We start from the raw sequence: 18,405 nt of genomic DNA, 5'->3' as shown, positions 1-18,405 counted from the left end.
ATTGCAGAGGCTGGTATTGGCCAGCGCATATCGGCTGACGTCGATCCCGGAGGAATAATTCATGGCCATCGTTGCCCACAATTCGGCCCTCGCCCTGAGTGGCGAATTCAACCTGTCCGCGCCAGGGCGCGAGATCGCAACGACGATGGCGCTGCCCGGCGACGTGCATCATGCGCTCCTGGCCGCCGGCCTGATCCCCGATCCCTATTTCGGTGAAAACGAAAAGGTGGTGATGTGGGTCAACGAGACGGCCTGGTCCGTCGAACGCCGGTTCACCGCTTCCGCCACCGACATTGATGGTTTTCTGACGCTGACCCTTTCCGAGGTCGACTGCATCGCCACCATCATTCTCAATGGCGAAGAGATCGCCCGCACGGACAACAGCTTCGTGCGCCACGACTTCGATGTGACGGGCAAGGTCAATGCTGGCGAGAACACACTGCGCATCGACTTTGCCGTCGCGCCCGACATCGCCAAGGCCCGCGCCGATGCTCATCCCTTCCCAATCCCCTTCACCTATAATTACCAGACCAATGGGTTGAAGGGCATCCACATGAACTTCATCCGCAAGGCCGCCTGCCATGCGGGTTGGGACTGGGGCATCTGCCTCATGCCCATCGGCGTCTATGGCACCATGGCCCTGCGCAAGGCGCGCCTGGCTCGCCAGGACAGCGTCCAGGTCGATCAGGCCCATGGCCAGAATAGCGTCGAACTCTCGGTAAAGACTCGGCTTTTCGCCTTTGCTCACGGAGAGGTTGAACTCGAGCACACCATTGATGGCCAGGTCGTCACCGACAAACTCGTGGTGCAAAAGGGCGAAAACGTCTTCACCCACAACATCACCATCCATAACCCGCGCATCTGGTGGCCGGCGGGGCAGGGGGATCAGCCGCTCTACACGCTGAGCACCAATCTCGAAGGCGAAATCACCACCCGCCAGATCGGCCTCCGCCAGCTCGACTGGGTGATCGAGAAGGACGAGATCGACCACTCCTTCAAGTGCCGCATCAACGGCCGCGACATCACCATGATGGGCGCCAACTGGATTCCCGCCGACGCCATTCCGTCACGCGTTAATCCATCGGTCATCCGCGACCTCCTGGAGAGTGCCCGGGCCGCCAACATGAATATGCTTCGCATCTGGGGCGGCGGCCAGTATGAGCCCGATTGGTTCTACGACCTCTGCGACGAGCTGGGCATTCTCATCTGGCACGACTTCATGTTCTCCTGCATGAGCTATCCGTCGGACCGCGCCTTCCTCGCCTCGGTTGAAACCGAAATTACCCAGCAGGTCCGGCGCCTTTCCCACCATGCCTCGATTGCGCTCTGGTGTGGCGATAACGAAGTCATCGGCTCTCTCGGCTGGTACCCTGAAACCAAGGCCGACCCGGGCCGCTACATTGCCAACTACGACCGGCTCAATTCCCTGCTGCACCGCATTGTTGAAGACGAAGACCCGGCGCGCCGCTTCTGGCCATCGTCGCCTTCACTGGGCTACCTCGATTTCTCCGATGGTTGGCATTCGGACACGCGTGGGGATCTGCACTATTGGGACGTGTGGCACTCGGCCAAGAGCTTTGATGCCTACCGCAGCATCAATCCGCGCTTCGCCTCCGAATTCGGCTTCCAGTCGTTTACCTCGATGAATGTCATCGAGACTTTCGCCGAACCCAAGGATCGCAACCCCTCTTCGCCGGTGATGGAAAACCACCAGCGCAACAATGGCGGCAATGCGCGCATCATCGAGACGATGAACCGCTATTTCCGCTTCCCGCGCGACTTCGAGCAGATGGTGTTCCTTTCCCAGATCCAGCAGGGTCTCGCTATCAAGACGGCCATTGAATACTGGCGCTCCACCAAGCCCCGCTGCATGGGCACGCTCTATTGGCAGATCAACGACATCTGGCCGGTGGCCAGCTGGTCGAGCCTCGATTATGGCGGCCAGTGGAAGCTGATGCACTACATGGCGCGCCGCTTCTACAATCTCGTCAACGTCGTCGCGGTGCCCGATGCCGAAAACACCCAGATTGCGCTCAGGGCCATCAACGACACGGGCAGGCCGGTGTCGATTGCGCTCGAAGTGCTGGCGGTCAAGGTAAGCGGCGAGAGCCGCACCGTCTTTTCGGGCAATTGCGCCGTGGGCGCCGATGCCGCCATCACCGTCAGCACCATCGCCATTCCCGATATCGCCGCTGATGAGTTCCTTTACTTCACCTGGAAGGATGCACAGGGCAACGTGCTGGGCGCAAACGACTATTTCCCAATGCCCTACAAGGCCTACGAGCTGGCCGCCTCCACCATCAGCGCTACCTGGACCGACCGGGATGGCAAACCCGTCCTGACCCTGGAGGCCAGCTCTCCGGCTTTCTTCGCGACTGCTACGGTCGATGTCCCGGGCTATTTCTCCGACAACGCGATCACCCTGCTGCCCGGCCGGCCGATCGAACTGACCTTCATTCCCCGCCATGGGGCTAGCGTCACGTCAGAGCAACTGGCGGCGTCGCTCAAGGTCCGGCATCTGGCGGAGACGTTTTAGGTCTTTTGACCGCAGGTCGATGCTGTTGCAGGCCTCCCGCCCCTTGTGGGGCGGGGCCGAGGGCGAGGGTATCGGCATCTCCTCCGGCCAAGGTGTGGAGGCGGGTGAAAAGAGCGCCATTCTGTAAATCCGTCGCTCTTCCATACGAGTTTTGCCTCCAGTCATTGACTTGGGGCGGACACTGGCTAAGGCTTGCCAGCGGCCTTATTCCCTCCGGGCGCTGGAACTTTTCATGTCTGACCCGTACTCCCCACCTGCCGAGCACCGTTTGCTCGGTATCGGCCTGGCGTTGGCCGCTTATCTGATGTTCACCGGCATCGACTCTTCGGCCAAGTGGCTCGGCCTGGTTGGCATTTCCTTCGTCCAGATCGTCTTCCTGCGCTACGCGATCCATATGGTTTTGGTCGCGACCATCCTCCTGCCGCGCCATGGCCGCGGCATGGTCCGCTCCGGCAATCTCAAGCTGCAGCTCTTTAGGGCGCTGGCCCTGCTCGGTGCCACGCTGTGCAATTTCCTGGCCGTGCAATATCTGCCATTGACCGTCACCGGCTCGATTGCCTTCACCGTTCCGCTGCTGATCTGCGCGCTTTCCGTGCCGCTCTTGGGCGAGCAGGTTGGCTGGCGCCGCTGGAGCGCCATTGGTGTCGGGTTCCTCGGCGTGCTGGTTATCGTCCGTCCCGGCACCGACGCCTTTCATCCTGCGACCCTGCTGTGCCTGGCCGCGGCGCTCAGTACGGCCTTCTACATGCTGCTCACCCGCAAGGTATCGGCCCACGACAGCGCCGCCACCAGCCAGTTCTATGTCGGCATCTTCGCCACGCTGGCGCTGCTGCCGATCGTGCCATTTTTCTGGAGCCTGCCGTCCTCGCCCGATGGGTGGTTCGCCTTCTTTGCGATTGGCATTTTCGGCTTTCTTGGGCACCAGTTGATCACTGTTGCCTCCAGCCGCGCCCCGGCCACGGTCATCGCGCCGTTCTCCTATTTCCAGATATTCTACCTCGCGACTGCCAGCTGGATAATCTTCAACCAGCCACCCGATTTCTGGCTCTATGTCGGCGCGCCCATCGTCATCGGCTCCGGCCTCTATATCTGGCTGCGTGAGCGCAAGTTGGCCAAGCCGGAAACCGTTGTAGCGACTGAGCGCTAATCTTCGTCCACCTCGTCGAGCGGGGCCGTCTTGGCGGCCTCGCCGTGGGTGATTAGCCGGGCACTGCGCTGCCCGGTCAGGTAAATCCATAGCCAGCTCATGGCGATGATGATGCGCGTACGCGTTTCGACGAGGAAATAGATATGAGCCAGGCCCCATATCCACCACGCAAACCAACCCTTGAGGGTGAACGCGCCGAAGTCGATCACCGCGGCACACTTGCCAATAGTGGCAAGGTCCCCGGCATGCTTGTACCGAAAGGGTAGGGGTGACCGATTACCCGACTGCCGGCGCCGGATAACTTTTGCCACATGCTGCCCCGCCTGCTTGGCAGCCGGCGCTACTCCCGGCACGGGTTTGCCACTGTCCTGCGCAATGCTGGCGACGTCGCCGATTACAAATATCTCGGCATGCTCTGGTACCGAGAGGTCTGGCCCTACCTTGATGCGCCCCGCCTTGTCGCCCTCAATCCCCAGCCACTTCGCCACCGGTGATGCGGCAACGCCGGCTGCCCAGATCACCGTCCGCGTTTCGATCCGCTTGTCGCCAAAGCTGACGCCCTCGGCGTCGATGCCGCTCACCATCTGCCCCAGTTCGACTTCGACGCCGCTCCCCAGCAGTGACTTGAGCGTATAGCGCGACAGCGCGTCCCGGAATGTCGGCAGCACCCGGTCGCCGCCCTCGATCAGCAACACGCGCAAATCCTCGGGGCGGATGGTGTGGAACTGACCGCGAATACTGGCGCGCCCGAGTTCGACAATGGCGCCGGCCATTTCGACACCGGTCGGACCAGCACCGATGATCGCAAACGTCAGGAGGGCCCGGCGACGCTCGGCATCGCTCTCGCGCTCCGCCGCCTCCAGCGCCAGCAACAGCTTGCGGCGGATAGCGGTCGCGTCCTCAACCGTCTTGAGGCCGGGCGCGAAGGCCTCCCATTCATCGTGACCGAAATAGGCATGCTGGGCGCCGGTCGCGAGCACCAACGTGTCATAGGGCTGGCTGGTGCCGTCTTCGAGCAGCACTTCGCGCGCGGCCTTGTCCACGCCGATGACCGTTGCCATCAACACGCGGGCATTGTCCTGCTGGCGCAGCAAATGCCGGATCGGCCAAGCCACTTCCGAAGGGCTGAGCGCGGCGGTGGCGACCTGGTAAAGTAGCGGCTGGAACAGGTGATGGTTGCGCCGGTCGATCAGGGTGAGGTCAATGTCGGCGCCCTTGAGTGCCTTGGCCGCCGCCAGTCCACCAAATCCGCCACCCACGATGACGACCCTGTCCTTGCGCTCTGCCATGCGATCTCCCTGCTGGCGCGAGCTGCAGCGGGCCTGGTCGCTGGCTAGGGACTCAGGCGGGCGCGCCAGTTTGCAACATAGGTATCGAACCCGTCCACCTGCAGGTCGCCAATTGCATGGCTGCTGCCGGCCTCGGGCATCGTTCCGCCGAACAACAGGCTGGCGCCCAGGCTGGTTCCGGTCGCATCGCCCGAGGCATGGACGGGAACACCCGATAGCCGGGCCAGTGCTGCGCCGAACAAGCCATTGCGCGCCAGCGGCCCCTCCAGGGTAATGCTGCGGCCCAGCCCGCAAAGATCGAGGCAGGCTCGCGCCACCAGTGCCAGATAGAGCGAGGCCGCCGCCGTCCGCTGCCCGGCACTCAGGCTTGCGGGATCAACCGTCCAGCGCCCGGCATTCCCGCCAAAGGGGCCAACCCCAGGCGCGAAACTTGGCAGCGCCTGCACGTCATTGGCAATCACATGGGCAACGTCCGCGGCGCTCGGTTCGGCGATCTCGGGCACCAGCACGTCAAACTCTCGCCCGCCCATGAACCGTGCTGTTGGCACCGGACGACCGAAAGCGTCGACATTGGCGAGACTGTCCCGCGCAGGATCGAGCCCTGCAGTATCGCCGCCCACCGTCATCAGAATGGTCCAGGTGCCGGTCGAGACAATGGTGAAGGGTGCGTCCTGATGCCCAAGGTGCGGTAGCAGCGACGCGTTGGAATCGTGGATGCCGCAGGTCACCGGCGTCGTCTCCGGCAACCCGGTCTCGGCGGCAATCGCGGGCCGCAGCGTCCCAATAACCGAGGCGGCCGGCTGCACCCCTGGGAACAGCTGCCGCCAGCCCATGGTGTCCACCAGGCTTGAGAAATCACCCTTGTCCGGCGCCCACAGATCCGTATGGCACCCGAGCGATGTCACTTCGCTCGCCAGCGTGCCGGTCAGCCGCCAGGCCCAATATTGGGGATAGGGGATAATGGCCGTCACCCGGGCAAAATCCTCGGGGAACGCCCGGGACTGCCAGAAGATCTGTGCGCCCCAGTTGAGGCCGTTGGGCAAGCGGGGCGAAAGCGTCTCGGCAAAGCCCGGTCGCATGCGCGCATATGCCTCTTCGGACGCCTCGGGTGCATCACTCTCATAGTCGAGCACCGGCAGCGCTAGTTCCTCACCTGCGAGCAATGCCCCGGTCGCGCCATGGGTGGTGATGGAAATACCGTCGATCCCATGCGCGGCGTGGAAAGTGCGCAGACACCCTGCGATAAACGCCCAGAGCCGCTCCACATCGGCATGCGGATAGGGGCCATCGCGTAGCACCCTGTTGGGCGTACCCTCTGCAGCAAGCTGGGCACGCGTCGCGCTGTCGATCAGCACCACCTTGGCATTGGTCTTGCCGATGTCGATGACGGCGACGTGGCGAGGTGTGGTGGTCATGGCCGGGCCCGATGAGGTGACAGTGCTGGGGCTTTAGCCCATTTCACCCCATCGCGCCACAGCTGACATGTTAGTGCACTACTTGATCACCAGCACCGGGATATCGGTATGCGCCAGCACCTCGGCAGTCTGGCTCCCAAGCAGCAGGCGCCCCAGGCCCCGACGGCCATGCGAACCCATGACCACCAGGTCCGCCCCGATCTCCTTGCCGGCATGCAGGATGCCCTCGGCGGCGGGACTATTGGCAATGTGCATGCCCGCAATTGTCGTTCCCGCTTCCGCGGCCACCGCATGGGCATCAGCCAGGATCTTTTTGGCAGACTCGGCCTTGGCCGCTTCCAGGTCCTCGATGATCGAGCTGGTATCGACCATCATGATCTCGGCGCCGGGCGCCACGATGACGGACGGTTCGGTAACAGTGACCGCGGTTACCTTGCCGCCGGCTTTAGCGGCAAACGCAATCGCATGACGCAACGCCTTGGTGCTGAGATCAGAACCGTCGATGGCGCAGATGATATTGGCATACATGGCGAACTCCTTTGCCCCTTCATGTTCACACTCTGGACCAATGAGCCGCAAAACTCTTTGATCCAGATCAGGCCAGCGTTGCAACGTTCTGCCCTTCAACCTATCTCAAAGTCATGGCCCAGTCATCGCCGCTGCTCGGATTGGGCCTCAATTCGGGCGTGGTTTTCTTGCTGCTGTTCTGGCTGGGTCTTGACCAGTTGGTCATTCCGGTAGAGGAACGCCGCCTTGAGTGCGCCGTCGGGCCAGCTTTCCGCGACTATGCGGCAACCACCCGGCGCTGGCTTTGATACGATTTTGGAGCAAAAGCCCCTTTGACGCAGGCTGCCACAGACATTGCGACCCCGCTGGAGGGCGCCCGCCGCTTCTCGGTTGCACCGATGATGGACTGGACGGATCGGCACTGCCGGTTCCTCCATCGCCTGCTGACGCGCCACAGCCTGCTCTTCACCGAAATGGTCAACTCCGGCGCCATCGTCCATGGCGACGCAGAACGCCACCTGCGCTACGAGGCGGTAGAGCATCCCATCGCCCTGCAATTGGGCGGCTCAAACCCCGTCGAGCTGGCCGAAGCGACACGTATCGCCACGACCTTTGGCTATGATGAAATCAACCTCAATGTCGGCTGCCCCTCTGACCGCGTGCAGTCGGGGCGTTTCGGCGCCTGCCTGATGGCCGAACCGGATCTGGTCGCCGATTGCGTCCGGGCCATGCGCGATGCGACCGACCGGGCCGTCACTGTGAAATGCCGCATTGGCATTGATGATCAGGACACTGAGGAAAGCCTCGACCGCTTTGCCGACACCATGGTCGCCGCAGGCGTCGATGCGCTTTACGTGCATGCGCGCAAGGCCTGGCTGCAGGGGCTGAGCCCCAAGGAAAACCGCACCATTCCGCCGCTCGATTATCCGCGCGTCTATCGACTTGGTGCGCGCCTGGCGCCTTTGCCCACCATGATCAATGGCGGCATCGAGACGCTTGAACAGGCCGAAGAACATCTGGCCCATATGGATGGGGTGATGTTGGGCCGCGCCGCCTATCACGATCCCATGCTGTTGACTGAGGTCGATGCCCGCATCTTTGGCGATGCCCATGCAGTGCCGGACTTGTCCGAAATCATGCAGAAGATGGCCGACTATGCTGAAACCCAGCTTGCCCAAGGTGCGCGCCTCAATGGCATTGCCCGCCACATGCTGGGTCTCGCCAATGGCCGTCCGGGCGCCCGCCAGTTCCGCCAGATCATGAGCGTCGATGCCTGCCGCCCCAATGCCGGTCCGGAAGTCTTCTTCCGCGCCCTTGCAGTGGTCCAAGATCGGGCGCTGGCGGGTTAGAGCGTTTCCCGCAAAACTGGCCACGATTTTGCGGTGCGGAAACGCGGCACCACAAAGACCCTAATCCACGAGCTCGAGCGAATTCTGCGTCACGCTGTAGCTGCTGAGCGTTTCGAGGAATGTCATGCCGAGCAGGCTGGTTTCCAAGGCGCCCGGCTCAGTGACAAAGGCGGTGAGATTGCGCCGCAGGATGCCGCCCACCTCAATACTGTCGAGCCGCGTCCGCGCCGCCAGCCCCTGCCCATTGGCCGTGGAAACCGGCACCGTATAGCGCAGTCCTTCGACGTTGACCCCCGCTGCACGCGCATCGGCGATGGTCAGCACCACGGCACTGGCGCCGGTATCGAAGATCATCGGTGTCGTATGGCCATTGATGGTGGCATTGACCTCGAAATGCCCGCCGCCCCCACGCCGGAAGGTGGCTGTGCCTGCGTCAGTGTCGACGAGCGCCACACCCGGCTGGAATTCTCCCGCCACCCGTCCGGCAATCCCCACCAGTTCGTCACGATAGGCATAGGTGACCATGGCTACGCCAAACAACCCTGCCCACAAAAGCAGGCCGCCGACCAGTTCGGACGCCTTGTGGCGGCGGGTGAACAGGCCGCCGGCGAAAATGATGAGCAGGATGACCAGTGGCAGCAATTGCGCGGTCTGCATCTGGGAAAGCCCGACAAGGCTGCCGGCATCGGAACTGATGAGGAAAACAAGGCCCGCTGCAACGACAAGGGCGATGCCGATGAAGATCATGCTGTGTTGGCCCTTTCGCGACACGTTTCCAAGGATAAGGGGTGAGCACGCGGCATTTTCAAGGCGTCAGGCAAAGATCAGTAGGATGGCCAGCGCCGCCACTTCGCTCAACCCGGCCGCCGCGCCGATGAGGTCTCCAGTCTGTCCGCCAACCAGTCTGCGGCACAGCGCTGCCCATCCCAACGCTACCAGTCCCACCGCCAGCAGCGCGACGACTACGCCCAAAAGGCTCGATGCCGGCGCACCGATCACAAACACCAGCAGTGCCGCCAGCAGTGCCCCAACCGCAAACCGCGATGCGGGCAACATGCCTGCCGTCGCCGAAGCGCCATCCACCCGTGCCGGCGGGAGGGCCACCGCAATCCAGAGCGCGCCGGATCGCCCTGCAACATTGGCGGCAAGCCACAACGCCGCCGCTGCCAGTGGGTTGACCGCCGCCACGCCGCCGATGGCAGTCACGCGCAGCACCAGGAACAGGCAAAGCGCCGCCACGCCATAGGTGCCATGGCGGCTGTCCTTGAGAATTTCGAGCCGTCTTTCGCGCGTCGCGCCGCCGAACAATCCGTCGGCCGCGTCGGCCAGCGAATCTTCCATCATCCCGCCACCGACGACCACCATGGCCCCCACGGCAAGCGCCGCGGCAAAATAGCCCGGCAGTCCGAGCCACACACTGCCCACGAGCAGAATCGGCACGATTCCCATGATCACCGAGGCAAAGGGCAGGGCCATCGCGATGCGTCCGAGGTCGGGGCTTTCATGCGGCGCATCGCCGGTCGGCAGCCGCGAAAAAAACCGCAGCGCCATCACCAGGTCGTCCTTGAGGCCAAGCCCGCCGCGGGCGGGCTCGGGGCGATAGGCGTCCCGGCTCTCAGCCGCGATATCGTCCTTGGCGCTGGTTTCTTGTGCCCCGTCCGTCAATTGCTTTTCGCTCCGTTATGGGCAACAAGACCCCGCCTTCCTAACATATCGCGCCGGACCTGCCATGCCACTCAATCCCGCCTTTTCCGACATCGTTGAATTGCTCGTGGCCGTGCCCGATGGCGATGAGAAGGCCGTGGCCGCCGTGCGCGAGCGCGATGCTCAGTTAACCAAGCCGCCAGGCTCGCTCGGCCGGCTCGAAGAGCTGGTTGAATTCTTGGCTCGCTGGCAGCACCGCTCCAAGCCGCGCCTCGATAATCCCATGGTCACCATTTTCGCCGGCAATCACGGCGTCACTGATCAGGGCGTGTCGAGCTTCCCGCGCGAAGTCACGGCGCAGATGGTCGCCAATTTCACCAATGGCGGGGCCGCCATTTCGCAGATTTGCGCCCTGCACGAAATCAACCTGCGCGTCTTTGAACTGGCGCTCGAATTGCCCACCGGCGATATCACCCGCGAAGCGGCCCTGGACGACCAGATGTGCGCCGCGACCATCGCCTATGGCATGGAAGCGGTGGCCGGCAAGCCGGACCTGATCTGCATTGGCGAAATGGGCATCGGCAATACCACCATCGCCGCAGCCATCAACGCCGCGCTTTACGGAGGCACCGGCGCCGACTGGGTTGGTCGCGGCACCGGCGTCGACGATGCGGGACTTAAGCGCAAGGCAGACGCTGTGGATCGCGCCCTGGCCCATCATGCCGGTGAACTCGACCACCCCCTCGCCATTCTCGCCCGCCTCGGGGGGCGCGAAATTTGCGCCATGCTTGGGGCGCTGGTGGCGGCCCGCCACCAGAAGGTGCCGGTCATCGTGGATGGCTATGTGGCCACGGCCGCGGCCGCTATCGCCCATGCCGTCAACCCGGCGTCGATCAATCATTGCCTGTTCGCCCATGTTTCGGCAGAAAGTGCCCATGCGCGCGCGCTCCAGGAAATGGGCCAGACCGGCCTGCTTGATCTGGGTATGCGGCTGGGTGAAGGCAGTGGAGCAGCGCTGGCCGCCGTCATGGCTAAAACGGCCCTGCACCTGCACGACAATATGGCGACCTTTGAAAGCGCCGCCGTCAGCGGCAAGTCGGACTAGTCTGCGACCGCCGGGCGGCCGCCAAATCCGTCCGGCCCCGGCACCACCGAGAGTAGGTCCACCTTCATTTTCTGCCGGAACCGCAGGACGGCTGATGCGGCCAGCCGGTTCAGCGTGTCGATGTCGCGCTGTTCGACGGCAGCGTTGAGCGCTGCGTGCTCGACGAGGAAATCGAGGATATATCCCTCCGCCAGTTCCTGTCGCTGCTGGTCGCCCATCTTGAGAAAGTTGGGGTCGTTAGCAAAGGCGGCGCGCAATTGCCGCTGCACCGGCGCGCTATCGATCTTGGCGGTGTAGGCACCATTGGCGGCCACCCAGTTGAGCACCCAATAGGCGGTCAACGCGTCCGCGACATTATTAGCTTTCAGCCCGTCAGCGCTCACCAGCTCAAGCCAGATATCCACCGGTGCCCGTTCGGCAAATGCGGCGCTTAGTCGATCTCTGGCCTCAACGCCTGCCGACCAGCGGATATTGTCGAGAAAGCTGCGCTGCAAACGCAGGGACACGGTGGGCGAGGGGCGATAGCTGGTGTCGAATTCCGCCGCATCACGCGCACTGGCGGTAACCACGGTTTCCGTCCCTGCCGGCTCAACATCCTGGGCCGAAACGGCCAGCGGCGTCAGCAGCACGAACAGGGCGGCGGCAATTGATCGTTTGTTCATTGGGCACTCCAGCCGCAGATTGTCGCGGCGAAAGCGGCAACATTGGGATGCTGCCCGACCCGCCCCCGGCCAATCAACCCGCTTCCGAGTAGATTTCCAGCCTGTTCCGCTTTTCCACGACCGGGGCCAGGGCGTCCATGACCCGGGCCCGCGGGAAGGTTGCGATCACTTCCGTGCCGAAGCGGAGTTTGGAGAACAGGTCGAACCGGCCCTGGTGCAAGTCCATGATCTTCTGGACGATGGGCAGCCCGAGGCCTGCGCCCTGCTCGGCGGTCTTCTGGGCCAGCGAGCCCTGGCCAAAGGACGAGAGCACGGTTTCGATCTCGTTTTCGGGAATGCCCGGACCATTGTCCTTGACCGAAATCAGCTGTCCGCCATCGCCACTGCGCTGCACCACCAGCACGATCTTGCCCTGCTGCGGTGTGAACTTGATGGCATTGCTCAGAAGGTTCAGCACCACCTGGCGGATAGCGCGTTCGTCGCCCCATAGCTTGGGCAGGTTGTCGCCAATGCTGAACACCAGCTCGATGCTCTTGGATTTGGCACGCAGCTCCATCATGCGGCGGCAGTCGGCGGCAATGTCCACCAGCGACACCACCTCTTCATTGAGCTCATATTTGCCCGCTTCGATGCGGCTGAGATCAAGCAATTCATTGATGAGATTGAGCAGGTGCTGGCCGCTCGAATGAATGTCGCCAGCATATTCCTTGTACTGCGGCACCTGGTGCGGCCCCAGCAGCTCCGATTTCAGCACTTCGGAAAAGCCGATGATGGCATTGAGCGGCGTACGCAGTTCGTGGCTCATGGTCGCGAGAAACTGGCTCTTGGCGATGTTGGCCTGCTCGGCATGCCGCCGTGCTTCATCCGACATATTGCGCGCTTCTTCCAGCTCATAGATCAGCGTGTCCTTCTCGGCCTGGTGCGAGATGGTCTCGAGCTCAGAGCTGTGCAGCTGGCGTGCCAGATAGAGGAAGAATATCTCGCCGCAGATGGCGACCGCCGCCAGCGTGATATTGAGCGTGCCGCCCAGTGCCGCCAGCGATATCGACACCGTCGTCGTCACCGGCAAGGTGCTCATCAGCGTGGCGGGGGGCAGGGTGTGGGTCGCCACCGCATTACTGGCGATACTGACCAGCACCATGGCAAACATGACCGGGGCAAGAGCTTCCGGGTCGGTGACAAGCGTAAACAGGGCCAGCAGGGATAGGGCCAGGCCGCCAACGCTTTCGGCCGCCACGAAACTGGTGGTCCAGCGTGCCGCGTTGAACTTGGCCGGGTCAGAGGTTTTGAAGCGGCGCGCGGTCAGCACCACGACGAGGAGGCTGGCAATCACCAGCCCCGCCCAGATCGCCGTCGCAGTGACCGGCACCCAGAAGCTTGCCACGATGGCCAGTATGGAAACGATGGCCGCCATGGGCAGCGCTGCGCCAATCCGTGAATCGGCATAGTCATGCATCAGCTCGAAATCGAAATCAGCGCGCGTGCCGGAGCTTGAGGTCAGCCGCTGCCGCGCCTCTAGCACCGTTTTTTGTGCTGCTCGCTTGCCGTCACGCCCGGATTTGGCGCGGGAATCGGCGTCGGGAACCGGCATGGACGTCGTACTCGTTACTCGATGATGCGAACAAAAACGCGCTCGCTACGCTCAAGAGAGACCTTATGGGGGCCGTGGTTAACAGGGGGTGAAACGCAGCGGCGCCATTCGGGCGGATCAGCCCCCAGAAAGCGCTGGCGGCCCGTCATTTGCTAGGGTTAAGATGATCTTGCCCGTTCCGATACATTGCAACGGGCAATTTTATTGCGTCAGATCGGTCGCTATGGCACTAAACTCGTCGCCGAACTGAGCAGATCGGGCCTCAGACAAAATCTGATTTCTAGGGACGGGAATGGCATTGGACAAGATTGACCGTAAAATCCTGACGCTCCTGCAAAAGGATGCGACCATGCCGGTGGCCGAAATCGGGCGCAAAGTTGGTCTGTCGACCACCCCTTGCTGGCGCCGCATCCAGAAAATGGAAGAGGACGGCGTCATCCAGCGGCGCGTTGCCGTGCTCGACCCGGGCAAGGTCAATGTTGGCGTCACCGTTTTTGTCTCGGTCAAGACCAATGAGCACAACGACGCCTGGATGCGAAAATTCGCCGGAGTTGTCGATGAATTCCCCGAAGTCGTTGAATTCTATCGCATGAGCGGGGATGTCGACTATCTCATGCGCGTCGTCGTGCCCGACATTGGCGCATATGACACCTTCTATAAGCGGCTGATCGGCAAGATCAATCTCACCGATGTCAGCTCCGCTTTCGCCATGGGGCAGATCAAATACACAACCGCCCTGCCGCTTGATTTCGCGATCATCTCCGACGACGACAAATAGCGCCATGCTTGTCGGTTTCGAGCATGTCGGCATGACCACCAGCGATATGGATCGCGCGGTGGCCTTTTATTGCGATCTGCTTGGCCTGCGTCTGGCCCTGCGCAAGCCCAATGGCAGTGGGAGCGAGCTAGCCTTTCTTGACGCCGGTGGCGGCATGCTCGAAATCGTCGCGCCCGCCGCCGGGGTCGGGCGCTTTCGCGACGTGCCAATGTCCGAAGCCGGCATGCGTCACCTGACGCTGGCCTATGACAATGTCGATGCCATGATCGAAAAGCTGGAAGCCGCAGGCGTCGAAATCGCCGAGCGCCCCCGCGACGCCCACAACCCCGAAATGATCCGCCGCGTCGCTTTTGTGCGAGATCCCGACGGCGTGCTTGTCGAACTGATCGAGCGGGCGCCGGGGCGCTAGGACGACTTGCGTGGCCGACCGCCTCGGAGCCCGTTACGCCGCGCTGCGTCCGCCTTTGCCACGGAGCGAGACTGGCCGCCTCTGCGTCTAGCGTCCATGAACTTGGCAGTGCCAAAGATGCCTTGCATCAGACCGGCGACGGTGTAGTCGATATCCAGTGTCGGCCAGTGAAGGCCGGTCTCGCCGACCAGTTCGACTTTGGACAGGTCGTCAACCGATGCGTTTTCCAACCCTTCAAGCATGGTGGCTGGAGCCATGAAGGCCGCGCCCGTGTCCATCTCGATGACAATTCGGCCCGAGGCCGCGTCATATCGGACCGACACCGGAACCGGCTGGCTCAGGCGTTCTGCAGCGCCGCGTTCCACGGCTTCCGAATAATGTCGGTCTTCAAACTCGATCTCACCCATGAATTTTTGTCCAGCGCTCCAGGAAATCGGCGCGATTGAGGGCAACCACCATCAATGCTCGCGCAGCGTCTCGCTTGCTCATGCCTCTAATGGAAAGAACGCGCAGGTTCAGCATATCGATGCGGGCTTCTCCGTCAGACGTGGACATGGGCCGGCTCATGATCGTTGAGATAGATCACGAAGCGCATCCCACCCTCACGACGGATGGTCACCAACAGGAATAACCCAAGTAGTTGGGTTTTTCAATCACTACCCACCCGTCACGCTCATATGCCGCGCGACCGCCGGCGCCTCATGCGTGCGGTCCAGCACGAAGTCATGGCCCTTGGGCTTGATGATCATGGCGTGGTCCAGTGCCGCGTCGAGCGCTGCAGCGCCGCCCTCACGCCAGGCGTCGCGCAGATTGACCTGATCGTCCTGCCCCAGGCACAGATAGAGTTGCCCGGTCGCGGTCAGCCGCACCCGATTGCAGCTCTCGCAGAAATTGTGGCTCATCGGGGTGATGAAGCCCAGCGTGCCGCCGGTTTCGGCGACGTGCACATAGCGGGCCGGGCCACCGGTGCGCTTGTCGAGCTTGGTGAACGTATAGCGTCGCGCCAGCCGCTCATGCAGTTCGCGCAGCGGCAGGTAGGTATCGACCCGGTCGATGCCCACTTCGCCCAGCGGCATGCCCTCGATCAGCGTCAGCCCCATGCTCTTGCCATGGGCCCAGGCCAGCATCGGCTCGATCTCGTCGTCATTGACGCCGCGCATCGCGACCATGTTGATCTTGATCGCAATGCCCGCAGCCTGCGCCGCACTTATCCCGTCAAGCACATCCTCGATCCATCCCCGTCGGGTGATCTGGCGGAATCGTTCGGCGTCGAGCGTATCGAGCGACACATTGATCCGGCGCACTCCGGCCTCGTATAGCCCGGCGGCGTGTTTGGCGAGCTGGCTGCCATTGGTCGTCACGGTCAGTTCATCGAGACCGCTGCCGATTTTCTGGCCCAGGCTGCGCACCAGCGCCATGATATCGCGGCGTACCAGCGGCTCGCCGCCGGTGAGGCGGATCTTGGTTGTGCCCCGCGCGATGAAAGCGCCGGCAATCGCCTCCACTTCTTCAAAACTCAGCACATCCTTCTTGGGCAGGAAGGTCATGTCTTCGGCCATGCAATAGACACAGCGGAAGTCACAGCGGTCGGTCACCGAAATGCGCAAATAGGAAATGCGTCGGCCGAAGCTGTCGATCAGGGGGCGGTGCGATTGGGGCAAAACAGTCATGGGCCTAGTCTAGCCACGATGGACACCGGCGCAAAGCGCCACAAAAGCAAAGGGCCGCCAAAATGGCGGCCCCTGCAGGAAACTTTGTTCGGATCAGTGGTTGACCACGATCCGGGCGCCGACCTGGACGCGCTCGTAGAGATCGGTGATGTCTTCATTGGTCAGGCGGATACAGCCCGACGAGACGGCCTGGCCGATGGACCAGGGCTCCGATGTGCCGTGCACGCGATAGAGAGTGGAGCCAATATAGAGGGCGCGGGCGCCAAGCGGGTTGTTCGGGCCGCCGGGCATATAGGCCGGTAGGTCTGGAACGCGCTTGCGCATGGCCGGGGGCGGGGTCCAGCCGGGCCATTCTGCCTTGCGGGTGATGCGGTGGGTGCCGGACCAGGTGAAACCGTCACGGCCAACGCCGATGCCGTATTTCATGGCCTTGCCGTCCTCAAGCACGAGATACAGGCGACGTTCGCCGGTCTCGATGATGATCGTGCCGGGCTTCTGGGTGGTTTCATAATTGACCACCTGCTTGCGGATTGGGCTGCCGCCGCGGCTGGCGGTTGCCGAGCGTTCCTCGAACTGGTTGGTATCGGGATTATACCACAATGCTGCGCTGGATGGCAGGACAGTGCTGATCGACAGCAAGACGGCCATGCCAATCGCCAATGCAATTCTAATGATGCTCATGCTTCCACTTGGCCTCTGAATGCGCTGGCTTGATTCGTGCCCGCGACTATTTGCGCTGTTTACTTCGAATGCAAAGTTCTCGAAAGAGATGTGCCCGGTTTCGGCCACATGTGCGGCATCATCGCCTTATTGTGTTGCTAGGCGGTTACACCTGTTACTCACCAATGCGCGATCACGCGACCAAGGTCGGCTTGACAGCGGGCGCGGGGGCCTGCCAAACCCCGCCGGAATGCAACAGGAGTGGCGTCATGAGTGAAGCGCTCAAGCGCGAGGCGGCGGCTCGGGCCGTGGCGGAAATCGCGTCCGGCATGAAGGTTGGCCTGGGCACGGGATCAACCGCGCGCCATTTCGTCGAACTGCTGGGCGAACGGGTTGCTCAGGGACTTGATGTGGTCGGCGTTCCTACCTCCGAGGCCACCGCCCAACAGGCCCGTCAATGCGGCATCCCTCTGTCGGACCTCGATCAATTGGACCGGCTGGACGTCACCGTCGACGGTGCCGACGAAATTGACGCCCACCTGAACTTGATTAAGGGCGGCGGCGGAGCTTTGCTGCGCGAAAAGATCGTGGCGGCATCCTCGGACGCCATGATTGTCATTGCCGATAGCTCCAAGATTGTGGAGACGCTCGGCCGCTTTCCGTTGCCGGTTGAGGTGAACCGCTTCGGGCTGGGCGCCACGCGTCGTTCGGTCGCCATGATCATGGAGCGTCATAAGGCCCAGGGCGAGCTCAAGTTGCGCACCACTGCGGATGGCATTCCTTTTGTGACCGACGGTGGACACCTGATCCTCGATGCTTTTTTTGGCCGCATTTCGCAGCCAGAAGCGCTCTCGCGCGAGCTTTTGGACATTCCGGGCGTCGTCCAGCATGGACTGTTCCTCAAAATGTGCCGCAAGGCTTATGTGGCGACGCCGAATGGCGTAGAAACACTTCTCACGGGCGAATGACCAGGGTGGAACGGGACAAGATGGCAATCTGGAATATTGGAAATTGGGCGCGTGGCGCCAGGATCGTGGCCATGGCTGCCATGGTTGCGGGTAGTGTCAGCGTGGCCGCCCCGGTCATTGCGCAGGAAGTGGCGCCCGAACAGCTCGCGCTGGCGCGCAAATATATCGACCTGACTGACCGTGGCGCCGTCTTTGAGACCACCGTGGTCGAAATCGGCATCGACACCATGCGCCAGATCATTACCCAGAATCCTGAGATTTCCGATCAGACCAATGCGGTTATCGGCGAAGTGATCAAGGGCTACAATGGCCGCAAGGGCGAACTGCTCGACCAGTTTGCGCGGGTCTACGCGATCTCTTTCTCGCTCGAGGAACTGACCGAGATCGTTGCCTTCTACGAATCTCCCACCGGCCAGAAGCTGGCGCAGGCCAATTCGGACCTCAACACCGATATCCGTCGCGTACTGCAGGTCTATACCAACAATCTGCGAACTGAATTCTTCGCCAAGGTGCGCGCCGGGCTGCGCGAACAGGGCGTCGAGCTCTGATCGCTCCGGTCGACTGAATACGGACCCCGCCTTGTGCGGGGTCTTTTTTTATGCGAAGCGGACACTATATCCATCGTCATTAGACGATGAACGGCGAGTGCCGCATCAAGCTGGAGCAGGGGGCTTC

General features: G+C 62.3%; 20 protein-coding genes. 9 read left to right on the top strand and 11 right to left on the bottom strand.

Features of this window, described 5'->3' with window-relative positions:
* The first annotated feature begins 61 nt into the window (after window positions 1-61).
* On the top strand, window positions 62-2,536 hold the full coding sequence (locus tag NIM87_RS11960) for a beta-mannosidase (protein WP_254674916.1): 2,475 nt from the start codon (window positions 62-64) through the stop codon (window positions 2,534-2,536).
* A gap of 232 nt (window positions 2,537-2,768) precedes the next feature.
* Window positions 2,769-3,683: a DMT family transporter gene (locus NIM87_RS11955; RefSeq protein ID WP_254674915.1), complete on the top strand. Its 915-nt coding sequence runs from the start codon at window positions 2,769-2,771 to the stop codon at window positions 3,681-3,683.
* On the opposite strand, the gene NIM87_RS11950 is transcribed toward NIM87_RS11955, so the two are convergent.
* The 3 genes from NIM87_RS11950 to NIM87_RS11940 all read right to left on the bottom strand — a co-directional run bounded on the left by NIM87_RS11950 (window position 3,680) and on the right by NIM87_RS11940 (window position 6,915).
* On the bottom strand, window positions 3,680-4,972 hold the full coding sequence (locus NIM87_RS11950) for an NAD(P)/FAD-dependent oxidoreductase (protein WP_254674914.1): 1,293 nt from the start codon (window positions 4,970-4,972) through the stop codon (window positions 3,680-3,682). The two genes, NIM87_RS11955 and NIM87_RS11950, sit on opposite strands and share 4 nt — an antisense overlap.
* Before the next feature lie 44 nt (window positions 4,973-5,016).
* The gene (locus NIM87_RS11945; protein ID WP_254674913.1) at window positions 5,017-6,387 is read right to left on the bottom strand and encodes an FGGY-family carbohydrate kinase; all 1,371 of its coding nucleotides are present in this window, start codon (window positions 6,385-6,387) and stop codon (window positions 5,017-5,019) included.
* Between the two features lie 78 nt (window positions 6,388-6,465).
* A complete protein-coding gene (locus tag NIM87_RS11940; RefSeq protein ID WP_254674912.1) occupies window positions 6,466-6,915 on the bottom strand; it encodes a universal stress protein in 450 nt (149 codons plus the stop codon).
* A gap of 113 nt (window positions 6,916-7,028) precedes the next feature.
* Here NIM87_RS11940 and NIM87_RS11935 point away from each other — a divergent pair, with 113 nt between their 5' ends.
* Both NIM87_RS11935 and dusA read left to right on the top strand, forming a co-directional pair.
* The gene (locus NIM87_RS11935; RefSeq protein ID WP_254674911.1) at window positions 7,029-7,202 is read left to right on the top strand and encodes a hypothetical protein; all 174 of its coding nucleotides are present in this window, start codon (window positions 7,029-7,031) and stop codon (window positions 7,200-7,202) included.
* 24 nt (window positions 7,203-7,226) lie between these two features.
* Window positions 7,227-8,243, top strand: a complete 1,017-nt coding sequence (gene dusA / locus NIM87_RS11930) for a tRNA dihydrouridine(20/20a) synthase DusA (protein WP_269468035.1) — start codon at window positions 7,227-7,229, stop codon at window positions 8,241-8,243.
* 60 nt (window positions 8,244-8,303) lie between these two features.
* Here the strand turns inward: dusA and NIM87_RS11925 are convergent, their stop codons facing one another.
* Window positions 8,304-8,990 carry a retropepsin-like aspartic protease family protein gene (locus NIM87_RS11925; RefSeq protein WP_254674910.1) on the bottom strand — a complete coding sequence of 229 codons (687 nt, stop codon included), beginning with the start codon at window positions 8,988-8,990 and terminating at the stop codon, window positions 8,304-8,306.
* A gap of 66 nt (window positions 8,991-9,056) precedes the next feature.
* Entirely contained in the window at window positions 9,057-9,908 is an 852-nt protein-coding gene (locus NIM87_RS11920) for an adenosylcobinamide-GDP ribazoletransferase (RefSeq protein WP_254674909.1), read from the bottom strand.
* A gap of 64 nt (window positions 9,909-9,972) precedes the next feature.
* Between NIM87_RS11920 and cobT the strand changes: the two genes are divergently transcribed.
* On the top strand, window positions 9,973-10,992 hold the full coding sequence (gene cobT, locus NIM87_RS11915; RefSeq protein WP_254674908.1) for a nicotinate-nucleotide--dimethylbenzimidazole phosphoribosyltransferase: 1,020 nt from the start codon (window positions 9,973-9,975) through the stop codon (window positions 10,990-10,992).
* Here cobT and NIM87_RS11910 read toward each other — a convergent pair.
* Together NIM87_RS11910 and NIM87_RS11905 are read right to left on the bottom strand one after the other, a co-directional pair.
* Window positions 10,989-11,654 carry a DUF6683 family protein gene (locus NIM87_RS11910; protein ID WP_254674907.1) on the bottom strand — a complete coding sequence of 222 codons (666 nt, stop codon included), beginning with the start codon at window positions 11,652-11,654 and terminating at the stop codon, window positions 10,989-10,991. The genes cobT and NIM87_RS11910 overlap by 4 nt on opposite strands.
* Before the next feature lie 73 nt (window positions 11,655-11,727).
* Window positions 11,728-13,245 (bottom strand): sensor histidine kinase, encoded by a 1,518-nt coding sequence (locus NIM87_RS11905; protein ID WP_254674906.1) that lies wholly within the window; start codon window positions 13,243-13,245, stop codon window positions 11,728-11,730.
* A gap of 298 nt (window positions 13,246-13,543) precedes the next feature.
* On the opposite strand from NIM87_RS11905, the gene NIM87_RS11900 reads away from it, so the two are divergent.
* Window positions 13,544-14,023 carry an Lrp/AsnC family transcriptional regulator gene (locus NIM87_RS11900; RefSeq protein WP_254675172.1) on the top strand — a complete coding sequence of 160 codons (480 nt, stop codon included), beginning with the start codon at window positions 13,544-13,546 and terminating at the stop codon, window positions 14,021-14,023.
* A gap of 4 nt (window positions 14,024-14,027) precedes the next feature.
* Window positions 14,028-14,432 carry a VOC family protein gene (locus tag NIM87_RS11895; protein WP_254674905.1) on the top strand — a complete coding sequence of 135 codons (405 nt, stop codon included), beginning with the start codon at window positions 14,028-14,030 and terminating at the stop codon, window positions 14,430-14,432.
* Here the strand turns inward: NIM87_RS11895 and NIM87_RS11890 are convergent.
* The 4 genes from NIM87_RS11890 to NIM87_RS11875 form a co-directional block, all read right to left on the bottom strand.
* A complete protein-coding gene (locus tag NIM87_RS11890) occupies window positions 14,429-14,839 on the bottom strand; it encodes a DUF2442 domain-containing protein (protein ID WP_254674904.1) in 411 nt (136 codons plus the stop codon). The genes NIM87_RS11895 and NIM87_RS11890 overlap by 4 nt on opposite strands.
* Window positions 14,832-14,987: a hypothetical protein gene (locus NIM87_RS11885; protein WP_254674903.1), complete on the bottom strand. Its 156-nt coding sequence runs from the start codon at window positions 14,985-14,987 to the stop codon at window positions 14,832-14,834. Before NIM87_RS11885 ends, NIM87_RS11890 begins: the two co-directional genes overlap by 8 nt.
* 101 nt (window positions 14,988-15,088) lie before the next feature.
* A complete protein-coding gene (gene moaA, locus NIM87_RS11880; protein WP_254674902.1) occupies window positions 15,089-16,102 on the bottom strand; it encodes a GTP 3',8-cyclase MoaA in 1,014 nt (337 codons plus the stop codon).
* A 93-nt stretch (window positions 16,103-16,195) separates the two neighbouring features.
* On the bottom strand, window positions 16,196-16,783 hold the full coding sequence (locus tag NIM87_RS11875; RefSeq protein ID WP_254674901.1) for a L,D-transpeptidase: 588 nt from the start codon (window positions 16,781-16,783) through the stop codon (window positions 16,196-16,198).
* 248 nt (window positions 16,784-17,031) lie between these two features.
* Here NIM87_RS11875 and rpiA point away from each other — a divergent pair, with 248 nt between their 5' ends.
* On the top strand, window positions 17,032-17,730 hold the full coding sequence (gene rpiA / locus NIM87_RS11870) for a ribose-5-phosphate isomerase RpiA (RefSeq protein WP_254675171.1): 699 nt from the start codon (window positions 17,032-17,034) through the stop codon (window positions 17,728-17,730).
* A 71-nt stretch (window positions 17,731-17,801) separates the two neighbouring features.
* Window positions 17,802-18,278: a DUF2059 domain-containing protein gene (locus tag NIM87_RS11865; protein WP_254674900.1), complete on the top strand. Its 477-nt coding sequence runs from the start codon at window positions 17,802-17,804 to the stop codon at window positions 18,276-18,278.
* Window positions 18,279-18,405 lie beyond the last annotated feature (127 nt).

The organism is Devosia ureilytica, from assembly GCF_024273195.1.
GTDB classification, from domain to species: domain Bacteria; phylum Pseudomonadota; class Alphaproteobacteria; order Rhizobiales; family Devosiaceae; genus Devosia; species Devosia ureilytica.
The sequence above is the reverse complement of the archived record's forward strand: the minus strand, read 5'-3'. Positions and strand labels throughout refer to the sequence as shown.